General features: G+C 42.8%; 12 protein-coding genes and 1 tRNA gene. 3 read left to right on the forward strand and 10 right to left on the reverse strand.

Annotated features, from left to right (window positions below):
* Positions 1 to 7 precede the first annotated feature (7 nt).
* The 3 genes from DWW52_RS05555 to DWW52_RS05565 all read right to left on the reverse strand — a co-directional run bounded on the left by DWW52_RS05555 (position 8) and on the right by DWW52_RS05565 (position 3,406).
* Positions 8 to 1,804: a lysophospholipid acyltransferase family protein gene (locus DWW52_RS05555; protein WP_118714482.1), complete on the reverse strand. Its 1,797-nt coding sequence runs from the start codon at positions 1,802 to 1,804 to the stop codon at positions 8 to 10.
* 26 nt (positions 1,805 to 1,830) lie between these two features.
* A complete protein-coding gene (locus DWW52_RS05560; RefSeq protein WP_118714483.1) occupies positions 1,831 to 2,097 on the reverse strand; it encodes a DUF721 domain-containing protein in 267 nt (88 codons plus the stop codon).
* 208 nt (positions 2,098 to 2,305) lie between these two features.
* Positions 2,306 to 3,406, reverse strand: a complete 1,101-nt coding sequence (locus DWW52_RS05565) for a DNA replication/repair protein RecF (RefSeq protein ID WP_118714484.1) — start codon at positions 3,404 to 3,406, stop codon at positions 2,306 to 2,308.
* Positions 3,407 to 3,598: 192 nt separating this feature from the next.
* Here DWW52_RS05565 and DWW52_RS05570 point away from each other — a divergent pair, with 192 nt between their 5' ends.
* Positions 3,599 to 4,285 (forward strand): tetratricopeptide repeat protein, encoded by a 687-nt coding sequence (locus DWW52_RS05570; RefSeq protein ID WP_118714485.1) that lies wholly within the window; start codon positions 3,599 to 3,601, stop codon positions 4,283 to 4,285.
* A gap of 207 nt (positions 4,286 to 4,492) precedes the next feature.
* On the opposite strand, the gene tig is transcribed toward DWW52_RS05570, so the two are convergent.
* The 5 genes from tig to DWW52_RS05595 all read right to left on the reverse strand — a co-directional run bounded on the left by tig (position 4,493) and on the right by DWW52_RS05595 (position 10,419).
* On the reverse strand, positions 4,493 to 5,845 hold the full coding sequence (gene tig, locus DWW52_RS05575; protein ID WP_118714486.1) for a trigger factor: 1,353 nt from the start codon (positions 5,843 to 5,845) through the stop codon (positions 4,493 to 4,495).
* A gap of 78 nt (positions 5,846 to 5,923) precedes the next feature.
* Positions 5,924 to 6,005: transfer RNA gene (locus tag DWW52_RS05580), tRNA-Leu, on the reverse strand.
* A gap of 64 nt (positions 6,006 to 6,069) precedes the next feature.
* The gene (gene lptB / locus DWW52_RS05585) at positions 6,070 to 6,801 is read right to left on the reverse strand and encodes an LPS export ABC transporter ATP-binding protein (RefSeq protein WP_118714487.1); all 732 of its coding nucleotides are present in this window, start codon (positions 6,799 to 6,801) and stop codon (positions 6,070 to 6,072) included.
* Between the two features lie 69 nt (positions 6,802 to 6,870).
* The gene (locus DWW52_RS05590) at positions 6,871 to 9,363 is read right to left on the reverse strand and encodes a DUF5686 and carboxypeptidase-like regulatory domain-containing protein (RefSeq protein WP_118714488.1); all 2,493 of its coding nucleotides are present in this window, start codon (positions 9,361 to 9,363) and stop codon (positions 6,871 to 6,873) included.
* A 90-nt stretch (positions 9,364 to 9,453) separates the two neighbouring features.
* Positions 9,454 to 10,419: an SIS domain-containing protein gene (locus tag DWW52_RS05595; protein ID WP_118714489.1), complete on the reverse strand. Its 966-nt coding sequence runs from the start codon at positions 10,417 to 10,419 to the stop codon at positions 9,454 to 9,456.
* A 236-nt stretch (positions 10,420 to 10,655) separates the two neighbouring features.
* On the opposite strand from DWW52_RS05595, the gene recQ reads away from it, so the two are divergent.
* Positions 10,656 to 12,830: a DNA helicase RecQ gene (gene recQ, locus DWW52_RS05600; protein ID WP_118714490.1), complete on the forward strand. Its 2,175-nt coding sequence runs from the start codon at positions 10,656 to 10,658 to the stop codon at positions 12,828 to 12,830.
* Here recQ and DWW52_RS05605 read toward each other — a convergent pair.
* Positions 12,827 to 13,522, reverse strand: coding sequence for an MgtC/SapB family protein (locus tag DWW52_RS05605; protein WP_199691968.1), 696 nt, complete (start codon positions 13,520 to 13,522; stop codon positions 12,827 to 12,829). The two genes, recQ and DWW52_RS05605, sit on opposite strands and share 4 nt — an antisense overlap.
* A gap of 112 nt (positions 13,523 to 13,634) precedes the next feature.
* Between DWW52_RS05605 and nhaD the strand changes: the two genes are divergently transcribed.
* Positions 13,635 to 14,927 (forward strand): sodium:proton antiporter NhaD, encoded by a 1,293-nt coding sequence (nhaD, locus tag DWW52_RS05610; RefSeq protein ID WP_118714492.1) that lies wholly within the window; start codon positions 13,635 to 13,637, stop codon positions 14,925 to 14,927.
* 79 nt (positions 14,928 to 15,006) lie between these two features.
* Here nhaD and DWW52_RS05615 read toward each other — a convergent pair whose 3' ends face one another.
* Positions 15,007 to 16,275 (reverse strand): adenylosuccinate synthase, encoded by a 1,269-nt coding sequence (locus DWW52_RS05615; protein WP_118714493.1) that lies wholly within the window; start codon positions 16,273 to 16,275, stop codon positions 15,007 to 15,009.
* Between the last annotated feature and the right edge of the window lie 28 nt (positions 16,276 to 16,303).

Raw genomic sequence — 16,303 nt, forward strand, 5'->3', positions numbered from 1 at the left:
CCTACATTTATAATTCCACGCTATCCGACGAGAAACGGCTCAAAATCGTGTCATCGTTTATCTCCTTTGACAACGACTCTATAGTCTTCATCGGCACGTCAAAAATATCTAAAATTAATAAACCATCCAAACACATACTGAATTTAGGATCAATATTAAACCCGATAATTTTGGCATTCAGTGAAATATATTTTTTCAACAATACAGGCAATTTATCACTTGAAGGCTCAATATCACCGATCATCTTATCCAAAAGAGCAATATCTTTGTGTGCTGCGTCCAGCATAATCTGCACTCCCGGTTGCTCTGAATGAACCTGATATTTGGATCGAGGAAGCACGTATTTTGCCAACTCGTGATCATAATGATTCTCTTGGATAAAACGCATGATCAACTCTTTCGACACCTCCGTGTACTTCCCGCTAATTGTCACCGGACCAATCAAATAACGATACTCCGGATTTTTCAGCAAGAAATAAAGAATACCTTTCCACAACATAAACAACGGAAGCGGCTTACGCTGGTATTCCTCCGTGATAAAAGAACGCCCCAACTCGATCGACTCGTACAGCACTGGCAACATCTCCTTCCGCATCTTGAACAGCGAATGGATATAAAACCCTTTTATCCCGTATCGATCGATTATTTCTTTCCCCTTCCCCACGCGATAGGCCCCGACAATCTTCTCGTCCTCCTTATCCCAGATAAATAAATGGTAATAATAAAGATCGTATTCATCCAAATCTATACTACGATTCGTTCCCTCGCCCACGGCACGGAAAGTAAGTTCCCGCAAGCGTCCGATCTCGTTCAGCACGTTCGGAATCTTCACCGAAGGCGAACAATAAACATCGTAGTTTTTCATGTTAAACAGCAAATAATCCTCAGCGATACCCTCGATCTCTTTCTTCAATACCGCACTGTCTGTCTCCGCTGCAATAGGTTCTGCTTTAGGCATTGCTTTTTGTGATTTAATAAAAAACTTCTTTACTTCTAACGCAGATCCCAACAAATAAGTTTTTGCTCGTAAAAACTTGCCGTATTGGGCAATATCATGAAATGTATTCTGAGTTTCCACGCTAATCGGATTCCCGATTCTTAACTTCACCACCCGGTTCTTCTTGTTCAGCAACTCGGAAGGCAATTTAATCGTCTTTAATACCGGGTGAATCATTCCCAGTAAATAAAACAACAGACTATTAGAACCCTTAAAATAAATAGGTATAACCGGCACTTTTCCCATCTTCACCAACTTCACCACGGATGCATCCCATTCCTTATCCTCCACGTGATTCGAATCCGCCTGGTAAGAGGACACTTCCCCCGCGGGAAAAATACCTAACGGTTTCCCGTCAATGACATGCCGGATAGCTTCTTTAATCACCCGCATGTTGGAAGCGTTTTTCCCGTCAGCCGGTTCCAGACCTAATATATAATCCTGCAACGGATCGATCTTTTTCAACAAGAAATTAGACATGATCTTGTAATCTGGGCGCAATTTACACAACAACCGGATTAATATAATACCATCCAATCCCCCAAACGGGTGATTGGAAACCGTGATAAACGGCCCATTTTTCGGAATTTTCTCTAGATCTTCCTCCTTCACCTCAATCGTTACCCCCAAAGCCTCGATCAGACTATCCAAAACTGCTTCCGGGTCATCATCATGCACCTTTGCATTCAACTTATCCAGTTTATGCAAGCGCAATATATACATCACTAACTTGGATACCAGACTTTCCCGGAATCGGTTCAGTCCTTGGGAGGCAAGTAAAAAATCATTCGTATCAATCAATTTCATTTATATCCTTATTAAATGTTCTATGACTAGAACACTACAATATCTTTTACAACATTATCCCCGACCCGATCATTCAAGGCTTTTATCAACCCCTCCTTCACCATCAGAATCTCGTTCTTCACCACCGAAGACGTGAAACTCACGAATACTTTCCCATCTGAAATCCGCAAACTCTTCGTTCGAGAAGCGATCATCCCCCCCACGACATCCGGCCATACCTGACAAACCTCCCTTTCCTTGAACTGACGGGACAATCCCATCTGCTCCAGATAAAGGTTTACCAGTTCGTCCATTGTCAAAGTCTTTCCCTGCTTCAAAATACTTCTATTTATTTAGTTCTTACTATTCATTCGTTCTACAAAAATACGATTTTCTAAACAACCCAGAACTATTTTAGATCGTAAATTTTAAATCTTATTCCTCTTAAACTTTTTCAAAAAATCCGCATTAATCAACTAACAATCTCATTGTCACCGAATCCTACAATCCAAAATTTAAAATCTAGAATTCTTCAACTTCTCCTCCCTCCACGTGAAATATCTTGTATTCCAGAGCATGTTGCTTCAATATTTCATCAATATGCTCTCGGTTCGTATCTGTAACAAAAACTTGGCCAAAGCTTGTATCCGAAACAATCTGAATAATCTGGCTGACCCGGTCTGCATCCAGTTTATCAAAAATATCATCCAGCAACAACAAAGGTTTCACCCCCTTCTGTTCGGCTAAATAAGCGAATTGAGCGAATTTTAAGGCGGTCAGGAAACTTTTTTTCTGCCCTTGAGACCCTAGTTTCTTCACGGGATACCCCTCTAGGCTCAAATCCAAATCATCCCGATGAACACCGACCGTCGTGTACGTCAATACGCGATCCCGCTCGAAACTATTATGTAAGGATGTAAGAAAATCATCATTCTTTACCGTGGTCCTGTATTCTAGCATCACTTTCTCTCTTCCCAAAGCCACCCGGTTATAATACACCTGAAACATCTCTTCCAACTCTACGATAAACGCCCTACGTCGTTTAAGAATCACGCTACCACTCTCGGCGAGTTGTTCATCCCACACAGACAACATATCAACATCAAACCCTCGTCCCGCGTACTCTTTCAGAAAACTGTTCCGTTGCATCAACACACGGTTATAGCGAATCAATAACTGTAAATACTCCTTGTCACACTGACTGATAACCCCATCAATAAAACGCCGTCTCTCCTCACTCGCCCCGTCGATCAAAACCACATCGGCCGGTGATATCATCACTAGTGGCAACAAACCGATATGATCCGAAAGCCGAGTATATGCCTTTTTATTTTTCTTGAATATCTTCTTTTGTCCCCGCTTCATCCCACAATACACGTCAATCTCTTCATCTTCATATGCGTACTTCCCTTCAATCACGAAAAAAGCCTCTCCATGACGTATATTCTGGGCATCGGGTAAATTAAAATAGCTCTTACACATCGACAACTGGTACACCGCATCCAGAATATTCGTCTTTCCGACCCCGTTATTCCCGATAAAACAATTAAACCTGGGACTACACACAATACCCGCTTCTGCGATATTCTTGTAGTTGACTATATCTAAATTCTTTAAAATCATTCAGTCTTAAATTTTTCAACCTGTATCTAACCTCCAAAAGTAAGGAAAAGAAGAATATATTCCGCCAGACCGATAATTTTTTGCATAAAATTTCGCAGACCCTCTGCTGGTATCAAAAAAAAAATTAATTTTGCACGTTGACGAGCGATACGTCAGGAAATAAGAAAAGTAAACAACAAAAAGTATATAACAATGTCAAAAGAGAAACAGAAACGTGCGGATGGCTTTGAACAAATTGAAGAAGCCACGATTTCAACCGAACAATTTATCGAGAAAAATCAAAAATTACTGATAAGAGGTGTCCTCGTTATCGTTATCGTGGTAGGTGCCATCTTGGGATATTATAGATTTTATAAGGCTCCCTTGGAAGAAGAAGCACTAAAACAAATGTTTGTTGCCGAAAATCTTTTCGAAAAAGATTCATTCAACATGGCTCTTAACGGAGATGGAAACGCCCCCGGTTTCTTGGAGATCATTGATAGATATGGCTCAACCCCTAGCGGAAACTTGGCAAACTACTATGCAGGAATCTGCTACTTGCACTTGGGTGACAACCAGAATGCAATCAAATATCTGGAAAAATTTTCTTCCGATGACGTGATCTTCTCAAGCATGGTAAAAGCCAACTTGGGTGATGCTTACATGCAACAGGGAGATTTCAAGAAAGCTTCCAGCTACTACCAGAAAGCAACCACCGGAACCACCAATATGGTAACAACTCCGATGATTTTAATGAAAGCCGGCCTTGCCTTCGAGAAAGCTAACGATTACAAAAATGCCTTGAGCATGTACGAAAGAATAGAAAAAGAATTTCCGGCCTCTATGGAAGCTGCCGAGATTGAAAAATACATCACTCGTGCAAAATTGAGCATGAAATAAAAACAAAATTCATCATATATAAAAAAAGCTATCCCAAAGGATAGCTTTTTTTATTGCGGATTCCAATAATAAAAATCTCCCTGTTAATACGAGAAGTTCAAACGGATTTTGTCAATTATTTTTATCTCTCAAGCGTCTAGATTCATCAGTATAATAAAGAACCCCCGCCTCAACGAGACGGGGGTTCCTTTATCGTAAAATAACTTATTATTTCTCGAACAATTTACCGAAATCTTCCATAGAGATCTCTTGCTCTTCCAACTTCACGCCTTCTTTAATCACGCTGAAAATCTTGTTTTCCAAAGCACGATCGTATAGACTTGCACGTTGTTTCTCATTCTCTAGCAAACGAACGGCAAAACCGTCTAATTGCTCGTCAGACAAACCGTACAGACCGTATTGTTGTAATTGAGCGGCAGCAACTTCACGACCAACAGCTTTCATATCCTCGTCTTCAACACGAAGATTATTTTCCTTGATCATATCGCCTTTAATCAATTGCCATTTGAACTCGTCGCGGTAAGCATCGAAATCTTTATCCACGGCTTCTTGAGTCAATTCTTTATTGGTAGCTAACATCCAACGTTTCAGGAATGCTTCTGGAAGAACGATATCCTCGTTTTTCTTCAACATCTTGTCACGAGCGTCTACTGTCAAACGATACTCGCTATGAGCTTTGAATTGTTTAGCCAAATCCTCTTTCACGCGAGCACGGAACTCTTCAACGCTCTTCACGTTTCCTTCCCCGTATACTTTGTCAAACAAAGCCTGATTTACTTCAGCATCTACGTAACGTTTGACCTCGCTGATGATAAAGCAAAAATCAGAAGTAATATTCTCAGCCTCTTCTTTGCTTACTTGCAACAAAGCCGCATAATCCGTTTTATTCGGATAAGCTTTTGATGGATTGAAAACGACCTCATTTCCAGCTTGCTTACCTGTGAAAGCCTTTACTTGCTCTTCGTCCTTCATGTGCTCAACCGACAAAGAAGCATCCTCGATGTGAATTCCACCTTCTTTCGGCTTGCCGTCAGCACCCAGCTCGATCAATTCACCTTTCACGTACTCCGATCCCTCGATCGTGTCAACTGAGGTCAACTCACCGTTACTCTTGCAAATGCTTTCAATTTGTTTGTCTATCATTTCATCATCAACCTTGATGACATAATAAGGAACTTTCTCTCTCTTGCTCAACTTCACATTCATCGCGGGAGACAAAGCGATATCATAAACGAATTCGAAACTCTCCTCGTCCAGATTCAACTCTTTCTGATCAGTCTCACTGGGAAGCGGCTCACCCAAGATATTCAAATCGTTCTCTTGGATATAATTAGACAAACTCTCCCCGATCAACTTGTTGATCTCCTCGATCAAAACGGCTTTCCCGTACATTTTTTTGATAATCCCGAAAGGAGTTTTCCCCTTACGGAAACCGTCGATCACCGCTTTCTTCTGATATTCTTTCAACGCGTCGCTCACGCGAGTTGCGTAATCATCCTTATCCAATTGAATCTTAATGGTTGCATTAAGATCGTCGATTTGGTTCTTTGTTACATTCATACTTCTTTATGATAAAACAATAAATTGATAAAACAAAACAAAAAAGCCACCTCATTGTAAGGCGGCCATCTCTTCAAGTGCGGGCGAAGGGACTCGAACCCCCACGCCTTGCGGCACTAGATCCTAAGTCTAGTGCGTCTACCAGTTTCGCCACGCCCGCTTGCTATTTTGACGGTGCAAATATATAGCTTTTTTACGAAAAGCAAAACGATTTGACCGTTTTTTTATTTTTTCCTGCGTAACTCGAAGTTTTTTCCGAGATACACTCTTCTAACCTCCGGATCATTAGCCAATTCCTCTGCCGATCCCGCCTGCAAAATACGACCGTCATACAACAAATATGCCCGGTCGGTGATACAAAGCGTCTCCTGCACGTTATGGTCCGTGATCAGAATTCCGATATTTTTCTCTTTCAACTTGATCACGATACTCTGGATATCCTCCACGGCTATCGGGTCAACTCCCGCAAAAGGCTCGTCCAACAGGATAAACTTCGGGGCGATCGACAACGCTCTGGCAATCTCCGTACGTCTCCGCTCACCTCCCGACAACTGGATACCCTTGCTCTTCCGGATATGCTGCAACCCGAATTCATCCAACATCTCCTCCAAGCGGTGACGTTGGTAATCCTTTGGTAAATTACTCATCTCCAAAACTGCCTTGATATTATCCTCCACGCTCAACTGACGAAAAACCGAAGCCTCCTGCGCCAGATACCCGACACCAAGCTGTGCCCGACGATACACGGGCTCCTTCGTGATCTCCGTGTCATCCAAGAATATCCGCCCGCCATTCGGCTTAATCAATCCCACGATCATATAAAACGAAGTAGTCTTTCCGGCCCCGTTAGGTCCCAATAAACCAACGATCTCCCCTTGTTCCACGTTCACGGAAACCCCCTTTACCACCGTACGGCTCTTGTACTTTTTAACTAAGTCCTCAGCTCTTAATATCATATCTTACAGTTTTATCGCGCTAAGATAGTCTTTTACTATTGAAAATTGAAAATTGAAAATTGAAAATTATCAGAAATTTAGGTGAATCGAGAAATTGATCGCAAAATTATCCACTTTCTGCCCTAAACGATCGCCCCTGTGCGTCAATCGCCAGATCGCATCTATACGGAGAATTCGGAAAATATTCTCCACACCCACACCCGCTTCGATGTAAGGCTTAGACACGGAAGACATACCCTCCGGGAATAAAAGGATCGCTTTGGTATCTGCCAGACTCCCGTTATTCTTGTCCGATAACGTTCCCCACAAAGCCTTCACGGTAGCCACCTCTCGCCATTTCAACCGTTTCATCAACGGGATCTTACTCAGGAAGAATCCCCGGAAATGATGTTCCCAGAATACCGCTGCCCACAAATCCGAGGCAAACTCGTAGAAATTCATACAGGAAAAAGCATACGGATCATAAAAATAGGTAGCGTTTCCCTCATGCAACTTCAACAAAGGATAAGGAACCTTGTTAAAAATCTTTCCTCCCGATACCATGAAATCACTATACCCAATCGGGGCAATATTCACGTCATGCTTTATCGACAATTCAGCCCGATAATACTCGTAATTTCCGTTCAGAACACCCTTCAACCCGGCTACCAAATCAATTCCCACAATCGGGAAATCCGATCCCATCGAAGCCTTGTCAAATGATTGACGTACTACAATCTCGTTTCTTGACAAACGAGTTCCCAAACGGAACTGTGTCGTGCGAATCTGGCTAACTTCTTCTCCATTTGGACGCACAAAACCTACATATTTCGTGGGAAACATCTGCCTGTATTCCATCGCAAAAATATTCGAGAACCCCTGCCACCACTCTTTCTCGTAGCGGAAATCAAACGAATTGATCATTGTCAGTTTATCGTTATTCCCTCTTGAAAATATAGAACTCAGGATATTCCCTGTTGAGAAAGCATTTTCGCTCGCTCCTAACTGGAACACGTCATGCCGCCCGCTAATCGTCAACTTCGAGGTTGGTTGGTTATTAAACATATACTCGACCGTCCCCCCACCTTTAAATTTTTCATCCTTCGTACTATAGGCCCCGTATCCTGAAAGCCGTATCCGTTTACTGAAATCGCTCGTAGTCTTCACACCAAGCTGGAAACGAGCACCTTCCAACTTATTAAAACTAATCAATTTGTAATAAGGACCAAATCCCACGTACTTTGTATTATAATATCCCAGGAAAATGGTCTGAATCATATCATATATATTCTTATATAGCGGCACGTTCTTAATCGAATCCACCATATTATATATATTCTGCTCTTTCACGCTCAACTCGTAAGGACGCACGGACTGCCAGTAATTCTCGTCATTCTGGAGAACATTTTTATTAATAATCACGTCATTATCCAGCTTTTGAATATCCGCCGGAATCTCCTCGTTCACCTTCACGTTCGAATAATCAATCTGCCGATGCCCCATAAACGAGATCAATTTGGAAGAATCTTTCATCTGTACCGTGAAATCCGCCAGAATCTTGTCCTGTTTCAAGAACCAAGTCGAATCATTAATTAACTCGTTGGTATTCTCGATTGCCAAATCCTTGATCCAGTTCACGTTCAAACCTTTCGTCATGCGAAGTTGGGCGGATTCCAGCGCCCATGTTGTGGAATCAATATTCACCTCCCCGTCAAACACAGGTGTAGACTTACCTTTAGGATGAAAACGTATCTTATAAATTTTCCGTCCCTCCTTCTGCACGCTATCCACTAGGAAATATTTATAATATAGTAAACCATGTTCACTCAGAGGACTGGCAAAATTTACCTCGAAAATATTGATATAATTATCATATAGATTCACATTCACGTGTAAATGCCCCGTGAACTGCGCTAGACTATAATCCTCCTCGATACCAGAAATACGACTGGCTTTCACGATCTCCCTGGATAACTTCGGTGAACGACGATAGTAATAATCAGCCGATGCCTCGGAAATCATTACCGGCAAATAAGCCTTTCCCGTGATGGCCGACGTATCCATATACTGGAACACAAATCCGAAATTCTTCTGCAACTTCTTGTTCTTGAACTCCGGCTTCATATTCGCCACATCCAACTCCATTTTAGTATAAGTCGTGTAACTGTATGATTCCTTCTCGGCCGGATTATTTTTCTTCTTGTTCTTCGAAATGTTCCGCAAGATAGCATGAGCCGGATTCTCCCCCGGCTTCACCTTCACCTCGTCCAAGTTCGTCACGATCGGAACCAGCTTGAAGTCAATTGTGTTAAAAGCACCCTTCTTGATCGCCACTGTCTGACGCTCGTAAGACACGAATGAAGCCATGATCTCACTGACCTCCTCCCGCGTCTCTATATTATAATTTCCATCGAAATCAGTTGTCACCCCGATCGTGGTACCCACGAATATGATACTCACCAACGGCATCGGCTCGCCTGTTTCGGCATCCACAACTTTTCCTCTTACCTTTGTCGTCTGAGCCTCAGACACAGACACCCACGCCAATAAAAACAATACAAAGCATAACTTTACATGAATCATAACGATTACATAATTTTAAATTCTAAATTCTAAATTTTAAATTCAAGTGACCATACATACAATCTAAAATTTAAAATCTAAAATCATCAATTAAACCACTCCTTCCCGCAATATGTCATGTATATGCACCATTCCTTTATAATGATTATCCCGGTCCACGACCACCAACTGGGTGATACTATTCTTTTCCATCATCCGGTAAGCGTTGTATGCCAGTTCATCCTCCGATATCGTTTTCGGCGATTTTGACATGACATCTGCTGCCATCAACCCGTCTACATCATCATATTTCTCCATCATCCGTCGCAAATCTCCGTCCGTGATAATACCCTCCAAACGTTCTTCTTTGTCCACGATGGCCACCGCTCCCAAACGTCCTTTTGACATCGCCAGGATAACGGGACGAATCCCGGCTTCCCGAGTGATGCAAGGTCGGTTTGTATTGTCATAAACATCCGATACTCTCGTGTACAAACGCTTTCCAAGACTTCCGCCCGGATGATATCTCGCAAAATCCCGACTAGAGAAACTGCGACATTCAATCAAACACATTGCCAATGCATCTCCCAGCACTAACTGTGCCGTAGTTGAATTTGTGGGAGCTAAATTTAACGGGCATGCTTCTTTTTCCACTTTAGCCTTCAGCACATAAAGCGCATTCTTGGCCAGAAAAGAGTCGGTATTCGACACCATGGCCACGATATTATTATTTCCATTATTTCGTATCAACGGAATCAAAACTTTTATTTCTGGGGTATTTCCACTTTTCGAAACACAGATCACCACATCCTCCTCCCGGATCATTCCCAAATCCCCATGAATAGCATCCGCAGCATGCATAAACACGGCAGGAGTACCCGTCGAATTCATTGTTGCCACGATTTTTGTCGCAATAATTGCACTTTTCCCGATCCCGGTAATGATCACCCGACCTTTAGTTTCATAAATTAATTTAACAACAGCCTCAAAATCGTCATCAATATAATTAATCAGATTTTGAATAGCTTCTGTCTCATCCTGAATCACTTTACGTGCAACCGATTTTATGTCTACCATGCCTCTTTAATTATAAATATTCGTCCGAAAGTCATCCTTATAGCAAAAAAAATAAAAAACTATTGTACTTATCATTTTTTGCTATAACTTTACTAGGGACAAAAGTATCATTTTTTATGATAGGTCAAAAACGAGTGATGACAGATTTATTATAGAATATATTGTTTGTAAAAACAAATTAAATTATAAATTTGCGCACCCGTGTAGAAATGGGGTGTGTGAAAATTAAAAAAACAATGGGATTACAAGTAGATTTACATGCTAAATTAAAAGAGTATTTCGGCTTTGATAACTTCAAAGGGAACCAGGAGGAGATAATAAAGAACGTCCTTGCCGGGAATAACACATTTGTACTGATGCCGACAGGAGGGGGTAAATCTTTATGTTATCAATTGCCCGCACTAATGCTTGAGGGAACGGCCATAGTGATATCACCACTAATCGCTTTAATGAAAAATCAGGTTGACGCCATGCGCTCGTTCAGTGCATCCGAAGGTGTTGCCCACTTCATGAACTCGTCTCTCAGTAAAAGTGATATTTTAAAAGTGAAAGAGGACGTGTTGAGTGGCAAAACAAAGCTATTATACGTGGCCCCGGAGTCTTTAACTAAAGACAGTAATATCGAATTCCTGCGGAAAGTACATATTTCATTTTTCGCGGTTGACGAAGCGCACTGTATATCCGAGTGGGGACACGATTTCCGCACGGAGTACCGAAAAATCAGACCGATCGTGGAGCAAATCGGGAAAGCCCCGATCATCGCGTTAACGGCTACGGCCACACCGAAAGTTCAACACGACATCCAGAAAAATCTGGATATGCTTGATGCACAAGTATTCAAATCATCCTTCAATCGCTCTAACCTCTACTACGAGGTGCGCCCGAAGGTTGATCCGGGAAAAGATATTATCAAATTCATCAAGAACAACGAAGGAAAATCAGGAATTATCTATTGCCTGAGCCGTAAAAAAGTAGAAGAACTTACCGAACTCCTTTGCGTGAACGGTATCAAAGCCGCCTCTTATCATGCAGGAATGGATGCCTCAGCTCGTAGCGCCAATCAAGACAAATTCCTGATGGAAGAAGTCAACGTGATCGTGGCAACCATCGCTTTCGGAATGGGGATCGACAAACCGGACGTACGTTTCGTGATCCACTACGACATCCCGAAAAGTCTGGAAGGCTATTATCAGGAAACAGGACGCGCAGGACGTGACGGCGGCGAAGGCTATTGCCTGACATTCTACAGCTATAAAGATATTCAGAAATTGGAAAAATTCATGCAGGGTAAGCCCATTGCCGAACAGGAAATCGGGAAACAACTCCTCATGGAAACCGTCTCTTACGCGGAAACCTCTCTCTGCCGGAGAAAAGTACTTCTGCACTACTTCGGTGAAAACTACGAAGAGGAGAACTGCGGGGCATGCGACAATTGCCTATTCCCCAAGAAAGAATTCGAAGGGAAAGAATACTTAATCGATGCCCTGAACTCTATTCTTGAAGTAAAAGAAAAATTCAAGGTAGAACATCTTGTAAATATTCTTCTCGGAGAAACCGATTCTATAATAAAATCGTATAAACATGACGAACTGGAATCTTTCGGGGTCGGATCGGAAAAGAATGCACAATTCTGGCACATGGTATTCAGACGTGCACTTATTGCAAATTATATAGAAAAAGATATTGAACAATACGGGGTCATAAAACTAACAGACAAAGGCCACGAATTTTTAAAAGAACCTAAAGATTTTATGCTGATGGAAGATCATAACTTTGAAGAATCAGAAGAGAAACTTCAGGAAAAAGGGGGAGTATCAGCACTCGACAACACCCTGTTTGCCATACTGAAAGACTTACGGAAAAAGATTGCCAAGAAAAACAATCTGCCTCCGTACGTGATTTTCCAAGACCCGTCTCTGGAGGATATGTGTACCAACTATCCAATCACGCTGGAAGAATTAGCCAACATACAGGGAGTAGGTTCAGGAAAAGCTCAAAAATACGGACAGGAATTTGTTGAAGTCATCAAACAATATGTCGAAGACAACGAAATAGAGAGAGCACAAGACTTGGTTGTCAAGACGGTTGCCAACAAATCCAAGTTCAAAGTGTACATCATTCAAAACATTGACCGTAAGATTGATCTCGAAGATATTGCCTCTGCCGAGGGCCTGACCTTTGAGGAACTGATCAAGGAAATGGAAGCCATCGTCTTCTCCGGGACAAAACTCAACATTGATTACTATCTCTCTCAAATCCTTGACGACGAGCAACAACAAGAGATCATGGATTACTTCATGGAAGCCAAAACCGACAACATCGCGGATGCCTATGAAGAGTTCGACGGCGATTATTCCGAGGAAGATCTCCGTCTGATGAGACTGAAACTACATTCCAAACACGGAAACTAGAATAAAAAAGCTACCCTAGGGTAGCTTTTTTTATTCCATCCTATCATCATCACGTCAGGCAGGTGTTGTATAAACTGAAATAGCAAAGCTTCATCCCCCGATTTTCGGGTCCGAATTACCAAAGTTACCCGATAAGTAGTCATATCACCCAGCTTTGCCGATTCCGTAGAATAAGAACTGATTGTATGTTTTTTCCGGTTTATTTCATCCGTAACCTGTTTAATCACCTCCTGACTGGTTGTCGTGAAAACAAGTAACACGTTTCGCTGATTCACTCGTTGGAAAATATATCCCAATCCTTCCAACCCCAAAAGAGTCAACAACATGGCACAAATCCCCAACCAATACTGTCCGGCCCCGACGGCCAAACCGATTGCCGATGTCGCCCATACGCCTGCCGCTGTCGTCAAACCCCTCACAAACAACTTCTGTATAATAATCGTACCGGCTCCCAAAAAACCGATACCGCTCACCACCTGTGCCGCAATACGACTCGGGTCCAACCCGATCCCCGTATCCCCAAGAATATCCCAAAAACCATATTTGGAAACAATCATAAAAAGAGCACTTCCCAGGGCCACGAGAAAATGCGTACGAAAACCCGCTTCCTTCGCCCGGTATTCTCGATCCAAGCCGATAATGGCACCTAAAATCCCGGCCACTAGCAATCTAAAGAAAAAATCCCATGTCATCATATCATGCCTCCTTTACTATAAACCTGATCTTCACCACAAATATAAACCAATCTACGCAAAATTGCGTATGAAGGATACAATACTGTAAAAAAACTTCATAACGTAGAACATGATTTTACTCCTCACGTCCATATTCATCCTTGGCTATGTTCTTATCGCCCTGGAACATCAAACTGGAATCAATAAAAGTGCCATCGCCCTCCTTTTGGGAATTTCGCTATGGACGCTAATCCAACACACAGACAATGAAATCGTCGAACATCTAGGTGATATCGCCGAGATTCTTTTTTATCTGCTGGGCGCCATGACCATCGTCGAATGGATTGACACGCACGAAGGTTTCGACTTGATTACGCGCCATATCACGACCCGGAACAAAAGAAAACTATTATGGATCATTGCCCTGATCACGTTCATCATGTCTTCCGTGCTGGACAACCTGACTACAGCCATTGTCATGATCATGTTACTCCGCCGCTTGGTCAACGATCAACAGGAACGATGGATATTCGGTAGCATCATTATCGTTGCCGCTAATGCCGGAGGCGCGTGGACCCCGATCGGGGATGTCACCACCATCATGTTGTGGATCAACAACAACATCACCTCCTTGAACGTCATCCGTCATCTGTTTCTCCCAAGCCTTGTTTCATTGTTCATCCCGTTGGTAATCTCCACGTTTTGGTTACATGGCAAAACTCAACCACAACTCAATTCGGGAACAAACCCGACTTTGGCTATTTCCCGAAGCGAGCAAATAACCATATTAACCCTCGGAATTGCCAGCCTGTTATTTGTCCCTGCCTTCAAGGAACTCACGAACCTCCCCCCTTTCATGGGAATCATGCTGGCCCTCGGATGCGTGTGGGCATACACGGAAATACTCTATAACCGGAAGAAAAAAATCACCCCGGACAAAGTACATCGCATTCCCTCCATTCTCTCAAAAATAGATTACGCCACGCTTCTTTTTTTTCTGGGAATCCTCATGGCCGTGGCCGCCTTACAAATTGCCGGGGTACTCGACCGGATGTCCTCTTTTCTGAATGACAAACTACACGACGTGTATCTTATTAATATTATCATCGGCTTCCTTTCCTCGGTTATTGATAACGTTCCTCTCGTAGCCGCCGCAATGGGAATGTACCCGCTCACTCACACGGATGCCACCCTATCCCCCTATCTGGTGAACTTCACCACCGACGGAACATTCTGGGAACTCCTGGCTTACAGTGCCGGAATTGGGGGTAGCATTCTGATCATAGGTTCTGCCGCGGGAGTTGTCGTCATGGGTATGGAACGCATCAATTTCATCTGGTACATGAAACACATCACGTGGATCGCCACCCTGGGTTACCTGGCCGGAATCGGTGTATATTATATTCAAAAAATGTTTATATAAGTTCATTAAAAAAGGGAACTTCCTCATAGAAGCCCCCTTTTATATCGTCAAACAAATTATCCCAATCTGTTGCTTATGCCTATTCCGTGTATCTTATAATCGTTTGCTCCCGATCAGGACCGACAGAAACAATCTTCACCGGCACTCCGGTTTCTTCTTCCAAGAATGCAAGGTAATTATTGAATTCTTCCGGAAACTCATCTTCAGAAGTCATCTTCGTCATATCACATTTCCACCCCGGCAACTCAACATAAATCGGTTTCACACCTTCCGTAATATCATACGGGAAATAATCCACCTCTTCTCCATTCACCTCGTAAGCAACGCAAGCCGAAATCGTATCAAACGTGTCCAGCACATCACTTTTCATCATGATCAATTGAGTCACGCCATTAATCATGATCGAATATTTCAATGCCACCAAATCCACCCAACCGCAACGGCGTCTACGTCCTGTCACGGAACCGAACTCATGACCCAGATCACACAATTTCTCCCCGATCTCGTTCTCTAATTCCGTGGGGAACGGTCCGCTACCCACGCGGGTACAATAAGCCTTGAAAATTCCGTACACTTCACCTATACGATGAGGAGCAACACCCAATCCCGTACAAGCCCCGGCACAAACCGTGTTGGAAGAAGTCACGAACGGGTAAGAACCAAAATCAATATCCAACATGGTTCCCTGCGCACCCTCGGCCAGTATAGACTTATCATCATCCAACAAACGATTAATCTCATGCTCACTATCCACGAACTGGAATTGTTTCAGGTACTCGATAGCTTCCAGCCACTCTTTCTCGACAGTCGTCAAGTCATACGTGAAATTCAGACTTTTCAATATTTGCTCGTGGCGAGCTTTCGCCTTGGCATATTTATTATCGAAGTCATGCAGGATATCTCCCACGCGCACCCCGTTTCTACTAATTTTATCCGTGTATGTCGGCCCGATACCTTTTCCGGTAGTTCCCACTTTAGCATCCCCTTTGGCTGCCTCATAAGCGGCATCCAGGAAACGGTGAGTCGGCAGTATCAGATGTGCTTTCTTGGATATATGAAGTTTCTTTCTCAAATCATGACCGGATGCAGCCAATGCTTCTGCCTCAGCCTTGAACAAAGCAGGATCGAGCACGACTCCATTTCCGATAATATTTACCTTATCACCTTGGAATATCCCGGAGGGGATTGAACGAAGTACATATTTCTGACCTTCGAATTCAAGCGTGTGTCCCGCGTTAGGCCCTCCTTGAAAACGAGCCACGACATCATAGTTCGGGGTTAACACGTCAACTACTTTACCTTTACCTTCATCTCCCCACTGTAATCCCAACAATACATCTACTTTCATCTGATATTATTTTTTATAAAACAAACAT

It is taken from the genome of Odoribacter sp. AF15-53, assembly GCF_003479425.1.
Lineage (GTDB): Bacteria > Bacteroidota > Bacteroidia > Bacteroidales > Marinifilaceae > Butyricimonas.